Genomic DNA, 17,207 nt, shown 5'->3' with positions numbered 1-17,207 from the left:
AATTACCTATAATTTATCATGAGAAAAAGAATTTTATTCAATATTAAATATATTGATTTATTACCGGTGTTTATACCTATCATCCTTTCTTTGTGTAGCTGGACTATGTATAAAGTTATGCATAAAGACACAGAAAAAGGTCCTTCTGTAAGCCAATACTCAAATCCTTTTAAAATCAATTGTGACTTTTTAAAGCCAGTTTACAATTCCACGATACAAAAAAGGTATGGATCCACATTAGAAACATCTACTTTACCGATAGATTCTAAATCTGCTACAATCATAGATAATGATAAAATAAGAAATACAACACTATCGGCTCGACCTGTAAATTTGTTTTTTAATGATAAAGCTTTGGTAAATTCAGGGTACATTGGTGAGATTGGTGATCGAGATGCAAAACAGTGGGATTCTGACCCATCAGATAATATATTCAATATTCCATTATCAAATGTTAATAAGATCGGTTCTTATAAATTATCATATGATATAGATGGTTATTCTGATATTAATTCAGTTACCAGAAGTATAAATGGAAGTTATGCAATAGGCGGTTACATTAAGGAAAAAAATTCAGGATGGACAGAAGTTAGTGAGGAAATTGATCCTGCAATTTTAAAAGAGGGTAATAACTTTGTGCTTTTTAATGCATTAAATAAAGGGGATTATTATACTATAAAAAATGTACGTATTACTGAGAATAAAGTAAAAAATATAAAGCCATATAAAATCGTATCAAAAATTTACAAAGACAAAGTATTTTATATTCGCGGATTTATTGATTCTCCATCAATAGAATCTATAGAAATTGGAGAACAAAATATTAAAATGCATGGGAATGAATTTGAATTTTTATCATTGGCAGAGAATAAAAAAGAAATAAGTATAAAATTCACAAATAAAGATAAAAGTACATATGAAGAATTAATTTCAAAAGATAATCAAAAGCCATTTTCTGAAATTAATTCTTATAAAGAATTAAATAACAATATTGTTTATAGATCTGAGACAGGGATTGTATTAGGACTGAGAAATATTGACCTTCCTCCTATAGAGCAATCAATCAGTAATGTGAGTGCAGATTATTATGGTTTCAGGTTTAAAGGAAAAGCTACGGAAGAAACGATTGTACATCTTCCCTATGATGAAACTAAACTTCCAAACAGTTATACTGAAAATGATATTACTGCATTTAAATTTGATTATACTAAAAAATCTTGGGTATCGATAGCTGTAGATAGTATCAATACCAAAAAAAAATATGTTGTTTTTAAGACATTATTTGGGAATACAACCGATTATATAAACGGCGTAATGAAACAGCCCGAGAGTCCTGAAAACAGTGCTTCTGCTCCCACAGCATTAAATGACGCCCCAATCGCCAATCCTGCATCTAAAATCAATATGATTTCACCACCGAGTGCTAATCAACAAGGATCTGCTGTTGTGCAATATCCTATAGAAATCCCTAAAGGAATCAGCGGGCTTCAACCCAGCATTTCTGTCACTTATAACAGTGATAATAAATCCGGCTGGGCTGGAACTGGCTGGGACATTTCTGTAGGAACGATAGAAATTGATACCCGTTGGGGAGTTCCTGTTTTTGACCCTACAAAAGAGAGTGAAATTTATACTATAGGTGGCGAGCAATTGGTATTTAAAGATAATTATTTACCTAATAAAATTCAAATTCAAGAAAATAGAAGTAATTCTGATACAAGATTTTACTACAGAACAGGGGTCACTGAAGGTCTGTATATTACAAGAAAAGGTAATACGCCCTCATCTTATACCTGGGAAATATTAGATAGAGATGGTATAAAGAAAGAATATAATGAAGTTCTGACGGACAATTCTTCTTCAAACTCTACTGGGAACAGAATCAGATGGTATTTAACAAAAGTTACAGACCGTTATAATAATACAATAGTTTATCAATATACAGACTCTTTTGAAGGGGGCGGGAAAGGTAAGTATTTATCAAGAATTGCCTATAGCAATAATACATTTGTCACTTTCGAAAATGAACCTGGGGTTAGAGCTGATAGAACTTTTAGCTATAAATCAGGAGTTAAGCTTACTGATGCTAAAATATTAAATAAAATTGCCGTTTACAGAGCTAATATAAAAATTAGAGAGTATCAGTTTATCAATACAACAGCTGGGCAGTTCAATAAAAGGCTTTTAACCGCAATTATACAAAAGGATGGCAGCGGTAATGAGTTTAACAGGCATAAGTTCTCTTATAAAACGGCAAGAATTTTTGAAGACCAGCCTCAGACATATAATACTGGGACTGACGTTGGTAATGTTGGGCCCTTTAACGGTGCAAATCCTTCTGCTATTAATGGAGATTTTAGTGATAATATCAATAAAATTAGAGGTTCCCTAAATATAGGAAGTGGTGCCGGATGTTTTTTTGTAAGTTTTAATAAGAAAAATACAGTTGGGTTTAATATGTCTTACAGCGAGAATAAGACATACGGTAAAAGCCAATTGATGGATATTGATGGAAACGGCTTGCCGGATAAAGTTTTTTACGGAGGGAATGGAAATTTATGGTTTAGAAAAAACTACGGATCCGGCTTCGGAGGTGTTAACAGCTCGGTGAACTGGCCAACAGGAACACCGCTTTCAAAAACAAGTTCTTATATTGGTTCTGCGGGATTAGAATTTGTGTATAAAAATTATGCAGCCGGAGCAAATGTTAACTGGTCAAATAATAATACTCCTGTATACTTTTCAGATGTAAATGGTGATGGTTTAGCAGACTTGATTAGTTATGGTGATGTATATTACAGCAGAATTAGAAATGGAGTTCCGGAATTTGAATCACAAAAAGATAATGAGCCTAATGTTACGGAAACAACTCCTAATGTTATTTTAAACGGTGCTCCTGCAGTACAGATCATTGAGCCAGGACAAACAGGTCCACAACTTTTAGGCAATATTGTAAGAATGTGGGAAGCACCTGTATCAGGTAGAATCATAGTCCATGCTAATGCTACTTTAGAGCAGCAGTCAGTAGATGGTGTAGATTTTTGGCTTGAATTAGGGGCAATGACCAAAGCAAACGAAGATAATCCGTCATATGTACCTGCAAACTCCGCAGTAATCGGATCTCCTGTCACCCTAACAATTCCAGGGCAGCAGGTTAGCATTCATGAAACTGTTGAAGTACAAAAAGGACAAAGAATTTTTGTAGTGGCAAGTGCTAAGGAAAATCCAATCAAGGACAAAATTGTATCTGAAGTTGGGATTGCTTATATTGTCGATAATTCAATTGATACTGCAAAAGATGCAAATGGAAATTTTTATTATCATTTTAATGCACCCAATTCTTATTTAGCATCTAGCAAAAAAGGGAATCCACTGGGAGAAAAAGCACATGTCAACATTTCCTGGGCAAATATGGGCAGTCAATATTTTACTGATGATGTTGACTTTAAAATCTATAAAATTGTTGTTCCGAAATCAGATACTACCGGAGTAATACAGCCGTCGTCATCAAATTTGATTTATCATCATAAGTTAATAAAGGGAAATTCATTAAGTACATTAACACCAGCAGGTAATCTAATCTCTGGAGTTGATATTTCAGATATATTGGTTAATCAAGCGGTATCCGATTCCACTATTACAATATTGAATTTTGATGTGTCTTCAGATACAAACGTTTCATGGGAGAAAATCAAATGGAAGCCTAAAATGGAGGTTACTACTGAGACTGAGGTTCAGCAGATTAATGCTTTGGTAGAGTATCATCCTTATGGTGAAAGACTCAGTGATAATCTTCCTAAAAATTTCAGTAAATACAGCCAGTATTCTGAATGTAGATTTTTATTATATCCAAAGTTTACCAGCAGTCCTTATCAACCTCTTACAATAAATCTTCCCACATTACATAATACTACAGTCACTTTTTCCTTGAAAATGAAAGATGGTAGCGGAAATATCGCTTATTTGCTCAAAAATAAAGTTAATGTAGTTGATAATGTTATGGAAATTCCAAAATTTAATTTCTGTGATATATTTGGTGTAACCGGTATTCCCGGTATACCATATTCTCAATTATGGCAACACTTATTCTATTTTGAGATCACCTCATCAGATTATGAAGTCACAAAAAAGTTAGCAGAATTAGATCCTTATATTTATAATTATAATTATGAATCACAAGGGCCTACTTCAGGATCCGGACCACTAGCAAATACAGAGCATAAAGCAGATTATTTTGCAGCGAGATCAGGTAACGTTCATTATAATGTTAATACTGGTTTAGTATATCAAGGTTGGGGAGGTTTCTCTTACAATGGTTCTAAGTATAAGGGGCAAACAATTAGGGAAGGCGAATTCAACTCAAGCTTAAGCGGTTTTAATATGAGCTTGCTGAATCCGACTTTACCTTGTTCAGGAGATCCGAATTCACAAGCCTATCAGGACTGTGTGTTTAATTATGTAAGTCAAATGATGAATTCAAGATATTTTACTCCAATTGATTTAAAAACTGATGCTGAGACTTATACATCACCTTTAGAATCTGCAGAAATAGATCAATATCATATGCAGCCAGCCCTTTTGGGGACTTATACTGATCCCGACAGTGAATCTCAGTATCCGGGATATTCTGTGCCAAGCCCGAGAGGTATTATCAAGTATTACAAAGGGAATGGATTTAATGTCTATGGGAGTGCATTTATTGTTGGAGGTAATGCGGGCAGCTCAAGAGATTATACAAAAGATCATTTTGTAGATTTTAACGGAGACCGTTATCCTGATGTGGTTTCGAGCCACTCAATACAACAGACTAACCTTTTAGGACAATTGAGTATTCCTGCCAACACATTTGAAAGAGAAATGTATAATACCACGACAAATTACGGTTTAAGTCTGGGCCTTCCTGTTCCTACTAAATTTAGTAATACAGCAAACGGAGGATTTCAAACGGGTGGAGAGAAAAATACTCAGACAACTACATCAGCTAATGCAGTAGGAATTGGATTAAATGTCCAATTAGGTACGGCCAGATCAAAAAGTAAAGCTGTTTGGTTCGATATTAACGGAGATGGGTTATTGGATTTTGTATCAGAAGGAACATTATATATTAATAATGGACATACTTTTATAAGTGAATCCCATAACTGGGATATTTCCGATCTTTCAAATAATAGTTCCTCATCATTGTCCGGTGGGGGAGGGATTAGTTGGCCTAATGGAAGTTTTGCTTTAGGAGTCGGTTTGTCTAAGTCTAAGTCTAATACAAGTACTGCATTTTTAGATATCAATGGAGACGGATTGGAAGATAAGATTATAAGATCTGCAAATACTTATGATATGCTGATCAATACCGGGACAGCATTCCAAAATAATATAATGAATCACGATTTTGAATTGGAAAATAAACAAAATTCGTCTGGATTCAATTTTAATTTTACAATTTGTGCCTGTCTTGGAATCAAACTTTGCGTTAGCTTCGGATATAATAAAGATAAATCTGTTAGTAAGCAAACCGTAGATTTAAGAGATTTTGATGGAGATGGTTTGCCTGATTTACTGATGTCTGACAATGAGGCCAGCTTGAAAGTTTATCATAATAATTTAGGAAAGGCAAATTTACTTTCAACCATCACTAATCCGCTTCAGGGTAATATCTCGCTTGAATATGATATTCATAATGGTAGTAATTCTGGAAATCTTATTGGAGGTACATATCAAATGCCTTTTTCTAAAATGGCATTAACAAAAGTCATTATTTCGGATCTGGCAAATATTAGCACGGATGGTCCGGGAATCCCTATACCGATTAATAAATCACAAGTAACATTTGAATACGAAAACGGTGTTCAAGACAGAAGAGAGAGAGCGTTTTTAGGATTTGGTTTGGTTAAGACGATAACATATGGTGGAGAAGAAGGTCAGCCGTTTACTCAACATCAGACACATGTTACCGAATATGAAACCAATTTTAATGATAGTGATTTTTATGTAAATTACAATGATACAAGAGTACGGCAGTACTTTTATAAAAAAGGGTTAATAAGGTCGACTTATCTTATTGATGGTAACGGGAAAAAACGTTCTGAAACCAAATATACTTATAGATATTTTGATCAATTATCAAATATTGGTTATGAATTATCTGAAGGGCAATCCCAGCCGCAATATAGGGATATTGGTAGGATTATTCCATTATTATATAAAACCGAGAGTACAATTACTGAATTCGCAGGGAACACCAGCCATAGTAAAACTTTAATATCTACGGTAGATCAGTATGATCAATATGGGAATCCCTCAAAGTATACAGATAAGGGTTCAACCCTTACTAATACGGGTGATGATATTATTGTGAGAATAGGTTATCATGATCCCGGAGCTAAGAATGTAGTAGGTATTCCCAGCGAGCATAATATCCTTGCGGGAAGTATTACAAGAACAACAATTTCAACAGTAAATGCAAACCGCAATATAACAAAAATCTCAAGAATAATTAGTGGGCAGACTGCAGAAACGGATATGGAATATGACATTTATGGAAATCTTACAAAAATAACAGAACCTGCATCTAATAATGGACAGCGATTTTCAAAAGCCTATACATATGAATCGACGTATAATACTTATCCGGTGGAAATCAGAGATTCTTATGATCTTGCAAGCTTTACACAATATGACGCTAACTATTTGTTGGGAGTACCAACTGTTATTACGGATCCGAATGGAGTAAGTTCTTATTATTCTTATGATTCTTTCGGAAGGGTAACGCAATACAGATCTCCGGTAGATACCGATTGGACAATCAAATTCTATTATTATCCTAATGAACTGGTTCCCGTGGCTGTAACGGAAAGGAAAGCTCCTGTTATTAATGGTAATGCACCAAGCGTTAACTATTTCAGCAGTTTATTCACCAACCGATGGGGGCAGGAGCTGGCTGCGAAAAAATTGTTCAAGCGTAAACTTAACAAATATTCTTTTGCCAGTAATATTTTTCAGGTTAAGGATTACTTAGGGCGCCCGGTTAAAACGATCATAAGAGATAAAGTAACAACAGTAACAACAGCAGCAAACATAATTAATGCATTAAAAACTTATGATAAATATACGGTCGGCGAAAACCTGTCAGCTCAGGTATATCTAACGACAACTTATGATGAACTTGACCGCCCAAGATTATCCACTCAGTATAATGCCCAGACAAATAACGGAGTAGAAAATCTTGTTACTGAAAATAAATATGGATTTGGACCTGACAGAGATGGAATTACACAGTTTATGACAACAACGATAAGTCCATTAGGCAATACTTCAATTTCTTATACTGACGAAAGGGGACGCATTACATCCGGAAGGCAAACCGACGGATCCCAGAATTTATGGACAAGTAATAAATACGATATTTTTAGCCAGGTAACCCAGGTAAAAGATGCCAATAATAATATCACCACCTACCAGTATGATGATTGGGGAAGGAATATCAAAACGGTACAGCCGGATGCAGGGGAAATGAATTATGAATATGATGCAGCCGGCAGAGTGGTCAGTTCAAATAATGCAAAACTTATAGCAGCAGGCCAGTCTGTTACCTATGAATATGAATATAACAGAATTTCAGCGATTAAGTTTGCACCTGACGATTTTGTAGAATATAAGTATGGAGATTCCGGAGCGACAGATTATTCTGCAGGCCGGCTTACGAGTCAGACGGATAGGACAGGCTTGCAGACCTTTAAGTATACATCATTAGGTCAGGTAAAGGAACATACTAGAATTTTAGTGGCTCCTAACAACACACCTAAACAATTTAAGACTTCTTTTGTCTATGATGTATATAACAGAATTAATAAAATAACGTATCCGGATTCAGAAGAGGTATTTTATAATTATAATGAGACCGGGCTGTTAAATAATATGTACAGCAAAGCTCCTGTCAACCAGCCATTGGTTCCGATAGTTAGTAATATTGAATATGACAACAGAGATCAAATGGTTTCTTTTACTGCCGGTAACCAGACACAAAGTAATTATAATTATGATCCTTGGGGAAAATTATCAGAATTGACTTTATTCAATATAGCTACTGGTTCCACAATACGTAACAATCAGTATATATTTGATAGAAACGGTAACATACTGAATGCGCTTGGAACAACACCGATGGCACATAGTTTACCACTTGATCCTATGACTGCTTACAGCCATAAAACATATCAGTACGACATGTTTAACAGACTTAAAAACTCAAAAATAAACACAGTAGGGAATGAGTATTCCCAATATTATGAGCTGGATATGACTTATAATAATGCAGGGAATATTGAAAGAAAAAATTACAGGCTGAAATCTTATCAGAATAGCATGATGTGCCAGAATCCCGGAAATCACGGTAATGAAGCCAGATACTATTATGCTGTTCCGGGACATCCAAATGCCGTTTCTAAAATTGAATACAAAAGAAATTACCCGTTTAATGCCCCTATGGATTGTGGTAATGCAGTGCTCAACTCTCCTACAGACAATTCTGAACAGTTTACGTATGACCCGAATGGAAACCTGAAATTATTTTATCTGATTAATGGCGAGAAACCAGATCTTTACAGACAATTGTTCTGGTCCGAAAGAAATAATTTGAAAGCTCTTGGAGAACGTGGCGTATTAAGTCATTATGTCTATGATGCGGGTGGTGAGCGTGTACTGAAAAGTGACGGTATTTCTAAGAAAATGTATATTAATGGAAATGATCCTAACAATACGACTCAGATGGGAGCGTATACATACTATCCAAGCGGGTATATGGTACTTGGAGCCAAAACAATGAGTAAGCATTATTACATAGGGGATCAGAGAATTGCAACACGGGTCGGCAGGGTTCCCTCCCATAGATTTAAAATTAATGAGATCAAACCCTACAATGAACTGCGTTCGGTACTTGAAGAAGAGATAATGGATATCTCAGATCAGGCGCAGTATCCCCCCGTGATATGGTTCCAAAATGAAGATTCCCAGGGCACCTATGTACCACCTGCCAATACATTGAGCAATGAACCAGATTGCGAGTATGCAATGGAGCAATTGCTTATAAGCCTTTCGCAAGACCCGGACAAAGAAAGTTGTTACGAAATGTTTTTAAGCATGTATGAAAGTACACTTTCAGGCGGCACAAGTTTTTGTTCCCTGCTTGATAATATTACTTTGAATAATCCTCAGAATTGTATGGACGGCCAGGTTCTTCCTGAAATAACAGATTCTGAAATGTATTGGATCCATCCTGATCACCTGGGAAGTTCATCTGTACTCACCAACAGCAACTCTAAAGTGACCAACTGGTACGAATATATGCCTTTCGGGGAATCTTTAATGGAATTATCAACCAGGGATTATGACAATCCGTATAAATATAACGGCAAGGAACTGGACTCCCAGACCGGGCTCTACTATTACGGAGCCCGATATTACGATCCGCAGAGAAGCTTCTGGCTGTCTGTTGATCCTTTGGTAGAAATTACCATGTCGCCTTATGCTTATACCTGGAATGACCCGGTTAATTATGCAGATCCTACGGGTATGATCGGTGAGAGGATTGGTGATCCGGGTGGACCTAATATCTTTAAGAGAGTATATGACTGGATATTTGGACATAAACCTAAAAATGGTGTTACCGTTGGAACTATAACCTCCAGCCGTGAGCCTGATTTGCCAACATTTTCACAAGCACCTGATCATAGAATGCCAGGTACCGTTGGTGGAGCTATACAGGACTATAGAGATTCCGGACCTACGCCCGGTTACGGAACTTCTGTTGGCCTGAATATGATTGGAAAAGAAGTTTCCAATCAGATACTGGACTTTGGTAACTTTATCAGAAACAGTTTTGGTGGCGGAATGGATTATTCCGGATTGGGACCTAGAATGACCAAATGGGACGGCAATACCATGTCAGCCACAGAAAGCCTAAATGCTAAATTTAACGCTGTTATGTTTGCTGATGGTTTAATGACAGCCGGAATGGGAGCTATTTCTACAAGAGCAGAAGCTGGTAGTATAAATTATATGAAATCAACAGATAATTTTGCTCGGTTTGCTGCTCGAGCGACACCTCAAGCAGGCGCATTAGATGTAATAGGACATGGAGGACCTAATATATTTCAAGTTAATAATATTACAGTGGAGGGAGGTGAACAACTAATCAACCATAGAGTTTTAGCAAAATTAATAAGACAAAATCCTCAGTTTATAGGACAAGATATCAGATTGCTTTCTTGTAGTACTGGAGAAGCAGAGTTTGCTCAAAATTTAGCCAATAAATTAAAAACAAATGTATTTGCACCAAATAATATATTATGGGCTCACCCAAGCGGAAGATTTAGTGTTGGGACAACATCTTCAGCCAATACTGGAAAAATGATTAAATTTATGCCAATAAAAAAATAGATATGTATAAAGAATTTGGATTTTGGAAAGAATATGGAAAAAAGTATGAGGATTATCCTTCAATAAATCTATATATTGATAATGTTGTTAATAATCTATACGATAAAAATAAATTGGTTCCCTACTTAAATTCTGGAGGAATCGTTGCCGTTTCAAGTAAAATTAATTTCCCTCATTTATTTAGAAATGAGCAAAAATTAGGTGAGTTTTTATTATTAACAGATGGTTTTTGGGTATGGCCGGAAGACTTGGCTGAATATGTTTTGAATCATAATGTTGTTTTGCCTGTAGAGTGGTATGATCTAATATTAACAAATAATTATAAAATACTAGAAAAAGTTAAATTTCAGCAGCAAGATGTAGATTGGATTCGCTATTAATAAACTTGTTTAAACTTTGATTTCTACAACTTCTGTAAAATTACATCGTGTAGCAGGATTGGAGTATCATCAATTAGTACGAATATATGCCTTTCGGTGAATCTTTAATGGAATTATCAACCAGAGATTATGACAATCCGTATAAATATAACGGCAAGGAACTGGACTCCCAGACCGGGCTCTACTATTACGGAGCCCGATATTACGATCCGCAGAGAAGCTTCTGGCTGTCTGTTGATCCTTTGGTAGAAATTACCATGTCCCCTTATGCTTATACCTGGAATGACCCGGTTAATTATGCAGATCCTACGGGTATGATCGGTGAGAGGATTGGTGATCCGGGTGGAAGAAATCCTGATAGCCTTTGGCATAAACTGACATGGACAAAGGCCCACAGGAATGCTGAGCGTTATGCTAATACTATGCGATATGGAGGCAACGATGTAAGCATGTATAAGCACAATGACGGTGATTGGTCAGTAGATACAAACTATGGGAATGGTACAGGGAGTAAAGCCACATTTTCAAATGGAGGGATGAGCCATAATCAAAATTGGGGTCTTTACAGTGGAGATATGCAAGGTCAAAATGAAGTTTCTAATACAATTACCAATTATTCTGCTGCAGGTTTTAATTCACCTACCATTGGCTCTCCTGCAGATAATCCGTATTCAAATCCTTCATCTCAGCTTGCCTATACCACATTAATAGCTATGCAGGAAGCTCCTTTTGTTATTATTCCGGAGCTTATACCTGCCAAATATCTGAGTGCCGCTAGAGGAATTGTTTGCGCTCCTGTTAGGCGGCTGACAAAAGGGCTGATAGAGATCTGTTTTACCAAAGGAACATTAATACAAGTAGAAAATGGTAAAAAGAAAATTGAAGACATTCGGGAAGGCGATCTTGTATGGAGTTACAACGAAGAAACAGGTCAAAAAGAACTGAAAAAAGTAGTAGTCCTTTCTCATAATATTTCTTCTTCATTAGTGAAGATCTCTTTCAACGGTACAGAAATTACCTGTACCCCGGAACACCCGTTCTACGTGAACGGAAAATGGATAGAAGCCAAAGACCTTACCCCAGGAGCACTTTTAACCACTTTAGACGGAACCGCTTCTCCTGTGGAATCTGTTAATTTCTTGGATGAAAAGGTAAAAGTGTATAACTTTGAAGTAGAAGGCAACCATAACTATTATGTTTCCGAGAAAGGGGTTTTGGTGCATAATAATTGTGAATGGCTTGAAGGTAATTTAGGCCAGATTAAAAATTGGACTTCAACGGAACCAGGAATGCAAGGAACGAAAGCTTTAAAGGAAATAACTGAAAAATTAGCAAAAAATGATCCATTTGTTTTCGGACAGCCAATAAAAGTAGTTGAGGGCAAAGGACAAACATTTATTTTAAATGGTCATCATAGAATTAAAGCTGCTATTGAAGCTGGTTACAAGGGTGTAATTCCATATATGAAAGTTCCTGCAAGTGATGTTCATCTGCATTCTGGTTTTTCAAATATTGAAGAAATAATATATTTATTTGGTAAATAAAATTTTTAGAATGATAAATTTAAAATTACATAATCTTATTAAAGAATATGCTTTAAACTGTATTAGGTTTAATGATCTTTTAATATCACAATTTAACCTAAATAATAAAAATGAATTAGAAAATACTGATTATTTTGTTTTGCCACTTCGAGCGTATAAATTAAGGATTATTGAGAATAAAAAAAAAATAAAAGTAGGCAATGGTGAGCAATTAGAATATCAAATACATGGAACAGGAATAACTTTTATATTTAATAATATAAATTATTCTTTTGAATATTTTCCTCGAATAGATGATAAAAGTATTCCTATTTTTTCTATTTCTACAATTTACGAGTACATAAAAATTATATATAAAAATATTGAACAAGAAAAATTCATAGAGATCATAAATAACCTTGTGAGTAAGGAATTAATAATTAAAACTGATGAAAGTGGTTTTTCATTTTATCTTCCTGATTTAAAATCATCTGAAAATATTATTCAATAAAATTTCATTAATATATATTCCTTTATTATTTTAATAAGGGAATATTTTATTAAATCAGAAAAGTAAAAGTCTATACTTGAGGTTGAAGGCAACCATAATTATTATGTTTCTGAGAAAGGGATTTTGGCACATAATACTTGTTGGCCGGAAAGACTTGCAAAATTTATGGAATATGCAGCAAATATTGAAACTAAATCTCTTACTTCACAAGATGCAACAATCAGTCACTTAGAAAGTGTTTTTAAGGCTTTAGACAAAACAAGAACAGATGATAGAGTAATTAAATTAATTGGAGAAGGTGCTAAGAATGCTGAACGAGGAATCAATAATTCTAAAATTATACACCAAGCAGGAGAGATAGGAAAGAATTATACCGAAGTGTTTGCGGATGGAGGTTTTCAAATAATTAGAAATGGTAAAGTCATAATAAATAAAATGAAATAAGATGATAGAAAAATTAAAGTATGCATTATTCAGTATTCCCGATTATGATATTTATAGAAGATACTTTCAAACTGATGATAGTATAACAATTTATTATAAGAATGTTATTATTAAGGCAACAAATGATGAAATTTCAATATTCTATGATTCTGATGAGCATTTTGTAACTAAAGGACTAAAATATTTAGATAAAAATAATACACTAAAACTTTTTACTGATATTCCTTCTGCAATTGATTATATGAGTTATCTTTCATTAGTGACATTAGATATCAGATATACATTATATCATTATTTTTTATTCAAATCAAATGAATCAGAAATAGATTATAAGTCTCTCTCATTTGTGCTTGCTGGGAGCTATCCAAATTACTCCGAAGAAAAATTAAGTATTCGTTGTGACATAGGAGGTTTAACTATTAAGAATAGAAAAGTAAAATACAACTGTCTAATTCTTTTTAATAATGATGGATCATGTAGATTTTCTTTTTATCCGGAAGAACCAGCATGGAACGAAGAAAAAATATGTCCTAAAAGAGATGTTGATAATATTATAGAATACATTCTTAATCTTAAAGTCGACAATTACGAAGATATTCCATTAATAGAATCATAAACAAAAAAGAGTAGCTATTAGCTACTCTTTTTATAGTTTTAAAAGGAATAATTTCTCTTGTAGAATCTATTAATTTCTTGGATGAAAAAGTAAAAGTCTATAACTTTGAGGTAGAAGGCAACCATAATTATTATGTTTCTGAGAAAGGGATTTTGGCACATAATACTTGTTGGCCTGAATCTGATTGGAAAAGAAGTTTCCAATCAGATACTGGACTTTGGTAACTTTATTAGAAATAGTTTTGGTGGCGGAATGGATTATTCCGGATTGGGACCTAGAATGACCAAATGGGACGGCAATACCATGGGCGCTGATGAAAGCCTAAATGCTAAATTTAACGCTGTTATGTTTGCCGATGGATTAATGACAGCAGGAGTGGCTAATATAGGGAGTTCATCATCAGGTAAACTCAATATACTTTCTGCCGAAGAAATGTCTAATATTTGGGGAGCGGGGCCCTTAAGAATTGATCCACAAAATCCACCAAAAACCGTTACAAGTGACTTTATAGAAATTTTGGCGGGAGGAGGAACACCACGACTTGATGAACTTGGAATACAAAAAACGGTACAATTTAATTTCAAATGGAGAGGAGCATTAGAATGGGAAATAAAAGATATACCAGGCAGTATTGGATTAAATAACAGTCGGATTGTTCAGCATCCGGATGGAAGATGGGGATTAATTATTAACCACGATTACAAAAAAATTATAAACTTACCTACAAACTCAGCATTAAAATGAAAATAGAATTTTTATTTGAAGAAAAGACTTTATTGTCAGCAAAATATATAAAACTAATTACTAAAGAAGATTTTGTCAGAATAGTTGTTAAAAAAGAAGATATTAAATCTGTCAATTTTCAATTTGGGAACATTTTAGATAAAGATTTAGATGTCACAATTTCTTTTAAGAGTTTTAAAAGTAACTATATTTTTAATATTTCAGATATACTATTTAAAACCAACGAAATTATTTTAATAGGAGTACTTGTTGATGCTTCATATCTATATGATCAAGGATATATTGATAATTTCAAATTGCTTACTGATAATAAAGAAAAAATAAATTGGTATGAATTAAATAAAAAACAGAAATATTATTACTTAAGAGGATGTTATTTTTTAGGAGGATTAAAAAAAACAATAGAAAATAGAAAACCTATAATAACCGTCGATTTATCTAAAGTCAAAACAGATTTAGATGTTTATTATGAACTCGGGAAAGCCTTTTTTAAATCATATGGATATTTTGGGACTGAATTAGATTCTTTCGTTGATTGTTTAATAAATATTAGTACATCAATTAAAGATGAAAAAACTATTTTTATTTTAAAAATCAAAGGTTATGAGAATTTTAAGAAAAATTTTTCAGATAATATTCTTTCAGAAATTTTTTACGAAAAATTTACAAATATTGGTTTTAAGATTGAAAATTAAAAATAACGTTTTTTAAAGTAATGAAAATAGAATTTGTATTACAAGAAAAAATATTACTCAGAACAAAATATATAAAACTTATAAGTAAAAAAGCTTTTGATAAAATTATTATCAAAAGGGATGATATTAGATATGCAAATCTACTATTTACTGAAATTTCCAAGCAGGATTTAATAATTAGAGTCAATTTTAAAGGACGTAAAGATTTTAAAAATGATTATTTCTTTAATGTTTCAGATGTCTTACTCCAAACTCGGGAAATTCTTTTAAAAGGAATTATTGATGATCCTTTGGGGATTTATAATCAGGGATATATAGATAATTTTAAACTTCTTACGGACAAAAAAGAAAAAATAAAATGGTATGATTTAGATAATGAACAAAAGTATTATTATTTAAGAGGATGCATGTTGTTAAGTGGAGTTAGGGAAAACATAGACAATATGAATTCTTTTATAACAATTGATTTATCAAAAGCTAAAACAGATCTGGATGTATATTATGAAATCGGAAAAGCTTTTTTTAATTCATATGGCTATTTTGGGACTGAAATAAATTCATTTATAGATTGTTTATGTAGTATTGATAAGTCAATGAAAAAAAGAGAAAAAATGCCTATTTTAAAAATAAAAGGGTATTCAAATTTTAAAAAATATTTTGAAAATGATATTTTTTATGATGATTTTTATCAAGAATTTGCCAAGAGTGGTTTTGAAATCCAAAATTTAAAGTAAGCTTTGAATAGGGTTTTTACCTTTCTAGGACAAACCCTTAATGCTTCTTAATTTGGATAATATTAATAATTAGGATATCAATTTCAATCTCCTGTTCTAATTTAAATAAGTTTCGCCAGAAACAGCGCAGGCGTTCTTCAGCTTAAAGACAACAACATAAGACAAAAATTAGTGTCGTTGTTGATAAATTAGAAAACGGAAAAGCAATAACAGTTTTTGAAGGAAATGCTTCTCCAATCTGGATTCAATTAAAAACTTGTTTAAACTTTTATTTTTACAACTTCTGTAAAATTACATCGTGTAGCAGGATTAGAGCATCATCAATTAGTATGAATATATGCTTTTTGGAGAACCTTTAGTAGAACTCTAACAGAGAGAATCAGATAAATCAAATACGATGGTAAAAAACTGGATTCCCAGACCGGGCTCTACTATTACGGAGCCCGATATTACGATCCGCAGAGAAGCTTCTGGCTGTCTGTTGATCCTTTAGTAGAAATTACCATGTCCCCTTATGCTTATACCTGGAATGACCCGGTTAATTATGCAGATCCTACAGGAATGATCGGTGAGAGGATTGGTGATCCGGGTGGACCTAGTATTAATAAGATATATGGACCTAAAGGTGGTAAATTAATAGAAGAGATTACATTAAAGGGTATAAAAAAACCAAATATTGTTAATAGATTTATGCAAATGTCCATAAATTTAGATAAAGGATTTGAAAAAACGAAAGAGATAAATTGATGAAATTATTTAATCAATTATCAGGTTGAGATTAGAGTTGATGACAATTTAGGTAAACTGCATATAATTCTCCTCAAATTATTAGTAGACGGAGAAAAAAATAATATTGTTATTGGTACCATTGCCTTCAGTATAACATCTTTCGAATTTTTAATTGATAATTTTAAGAAAATATTTAAAAACCTAGATTGCTTAGAAAATAAAAATATGATTATTCTTGAGTGTAGTCTTAATAATGCTGAAGATATTCAATATCTGGAACAATATTTTGAATAATATAATTTACCGGTATTGAAATTTTATGATATCAGATAAGATGGAAGATGGAAACTTCTTTCAGGTCTGTTTTAAAGTTGAAGAAGTGAAATAAAAATAATCAGGT

General features: G+C 33.5%; 10 protein-coding genes and 2 pseudogenes. All 12 read left to right on the top strand.

The window, feature by feature from the left end:
• Nucleotides 1-18: 18 nt before the first annotated feature.
• The 12 genes and pseudogenes from SD427_RS14195 to SD427_RS14145 all read left to right on the top strand — a co-directional run bounded on the left by SD427_RS14195 (nucleotide 19) and on the right by SD427_RS14145 (nucleotide 16,825).
• Nucleotides 19-10,431, top strand: a complete 10,413-nt coding sequence (locus tag SD427_RS14195; RefSeq protein ID WP_320558458.1) for an RHS repeat-associated core domain-containing protein — start codon at nucleotides 19-21, stop codon at nucleotides 10,429-10,431.
• Nucleotides 10,432-10,433: 2 nt separating this feature from the next.
• The gene (locus SD427_RS14190) at nucleotides 10,434-10,811 is read left to right on the top strand and encodes a hypothetical protein (protein WP_320558457.1); all 378 of its coding nucleotides are present in this window, start codon (nucleotides 10,434-10,436) and stop codon (nucleotides 10,809-10,811) included.
• Nucleotides 10,812-10,897: 86 nt separating this feature from the next.
• Nucleotides 10,898-12,355 carry a polymorphic toxin-type HINT domain-containing protein gene (locus SD427_RS14185; protein WP_320558456.1) on the top strand — a complete coding sequence of 486 codons (1,458 nt, stop codon included), beginning with the start codon at nucleotides 10,898-10,900 and terminating at the stop codon, nucleotides 12,353-12,355.
• Nucleotides 12,356-12,365: 10 nt separating this feature from the next.
• Entirely contained in the window at nucleotides 12,366-12,845 is a 480-nt protein-coding gene (locus tag SD427_RS14180; protein WP_320558455.1) for a DUF6896 domain-containing protein, read from the top strand.
• 165 nt (nucleotides 12,846-13,010) lie between these two features.
• A complete protein-coding gene (locus SD427_RS14175) occupies nucleotides 13,011-13,289 on the top strand; it encodes a hypothetical protein (protein WP_320558454.1) in 279 nt (92 codons plus the stop codon).
• Between the two features lies 1 nt (nucleotide 13,290).
• Nucleotides 13,291-13,905: a hypothetical protein gene (locus tag SD427_RS14170; RefSeq protein ID WP_320558453.1), complete on the top strand. Its 615-nt coding sequence runs from the start codon at nucleotides 13,291-13,293 to the stop codon at nucleotides 13,903-13,905.
• A 77-nt stretch (nucleotides 13,906-13,982) separates the two neighbouring features.
• A pseudogene (locus tag SD427_RS19095) lies at nucleotides 13,983-14,039 on the top strand (hypothetical protein); the annotation flags it as partial.
• A complete protein-coding gene (locus tag SD427_RS14165) occupies nucleotides 14,038-14,649 on the top strand; it encodes a hypothetical protein (RefSeq protein WP_320558452.1) in 612 nt (203 codons plus the stop codon). The pseudogene SD427_RS19095 and the gene SD427_RS14165, both read left to right, overlap by 2 nt.
• On the top strand, nucleotides 14,646-15,344 hold the full coding sequence (locus tag SD427_RS14160) for a barstar family protein (RefSeq protein ID WP_320558451.1): 699 nt from the start codon (nucleotides 14,646-14,648) through the stop codon (nucleotides 15,342-15,344). The genes SD427_RS14165 and SD427_RS14160 overlap by 4 nt, the downstream gene beginning before the upstream one ends.
• A gap of 20 nt (nucleotides 15,345-15,364) precedes the next feature.
• The gene (locus SD427_RS14155) at nucleotides 15,365-16,078 is read left to right on the top strand and encodes a barstar family protein (RefSeq protein WP_320558450.1); all 714 of its coding nucleotides are present in this window, start codon (nucleotides 15,365-15,367) and stop codon (nucleotides 16,076-16,078) included.
• Between the two features lie 387 nt (nucleotides 16,079-16,465).
• A pseudogene (locus tag SD427_RS14150) lies at nucleotides 16,466-16,582 on the top strand (RHS repeat-associated core domain-containing protein); the annotation flags it as partial.
• Nucleotides 16,583-16,825 (top strand): hypothetical protein, encoded by a 243-nt coding sequence (locus SD427_RS14145; protein WP_320558449.1) that lies wholly within the window; start codon nucleotides 16,583-16,585, stop codon nucleotides 16,823-16,825.
• The last annotated feature ends 382 nt before the right edge of the window (nucleotides 16,826-17,207 follow it).

Origin of the sequence: Chryseobacterium sp. JJR-5R (assembly GCF_034047335.1) — a bacterium.
In the GTDB taxonomy this organism is placed as follows: domain Bacteria; phylum Bacteroidota; class Bacteroidia; order Flavobacteriales; family Weeksellaceae; genus Chryseobacterium.
The sequence above is the reverse complement of the archived record's forward strand: the minus strand, read 5'-3'. Positions and strand labels throughout refer to the sequence as shown.

Bases quoted from the DNA above. Each gene is read 5' to 3' on its own strand.
- SD427_RS14195 (WP_320558458.1), top strand. From the start codon at position 19: ATGAGAAAAAGAATTTTATTCAATATTAAATATATTGATTTATTACCG.
- SD427_RS14190 (WP_320558457.1), top strand. From the start codon at position 10,434: ATGTATAAAGAATTTGGATTTTGGAAAGAATATGGAAAAAAGTATGAG.
- SD427_RS14185 (WP_320558456.1), top strand. From the start codon at position 10,898: ATGCCTTTCGGTGAATCTTTAATGGAATTATCAACCAGAGATTATGAC.
- SD427_RS14180 (WP_320558455.1), top strand. From the start codon at position 12,366: ATGATAAATTTAAAATTACATAATCTTATTAAAGAATATGCTTTAAAC.
- SD427_RS14175 (WP_320558454.1), top strand. From the start codon at position 13,011: ATGGAATATGCAGCAAATATTGAAACTAAATCTCTTACTTCACAAGAT.
- SD427_RS14170 (WP_320558453.1), top strand. From the start codon at position 13,291: ATGATAGAAAAATTAAAGTATGCATTATTCAGTATTCCCGATTATGAT.
- SD427_RS14165 (WP_320558452.1), top strand. From the start codon at position 14,038: ATGTTTCTGAGAAAGGGATTTTGGCACATAATACTTGTTGGCCTGAAT.
- SD427_RS14160 (WP_320558451.1), top strand. From the start codon at position 14,646: ATGAAAATAGAATTTTTATTTGAAGAAAAGACTTTATTGTCAGCAAAA.
- SD427_RS14155 (WP_320558450.1), top strand. From the start codon at position 15,365: ATGAAAATAGAATTTGTATTACAAGAAAAAATATTACTCAGAACAAAA.
- SD427_RS14145 (WP_320558449.1), top strand. From the start codon at position 16,583: ATGTCCCCTTATGCTTATACCTGGAATGACCCGGTTAATTATGCAGAT.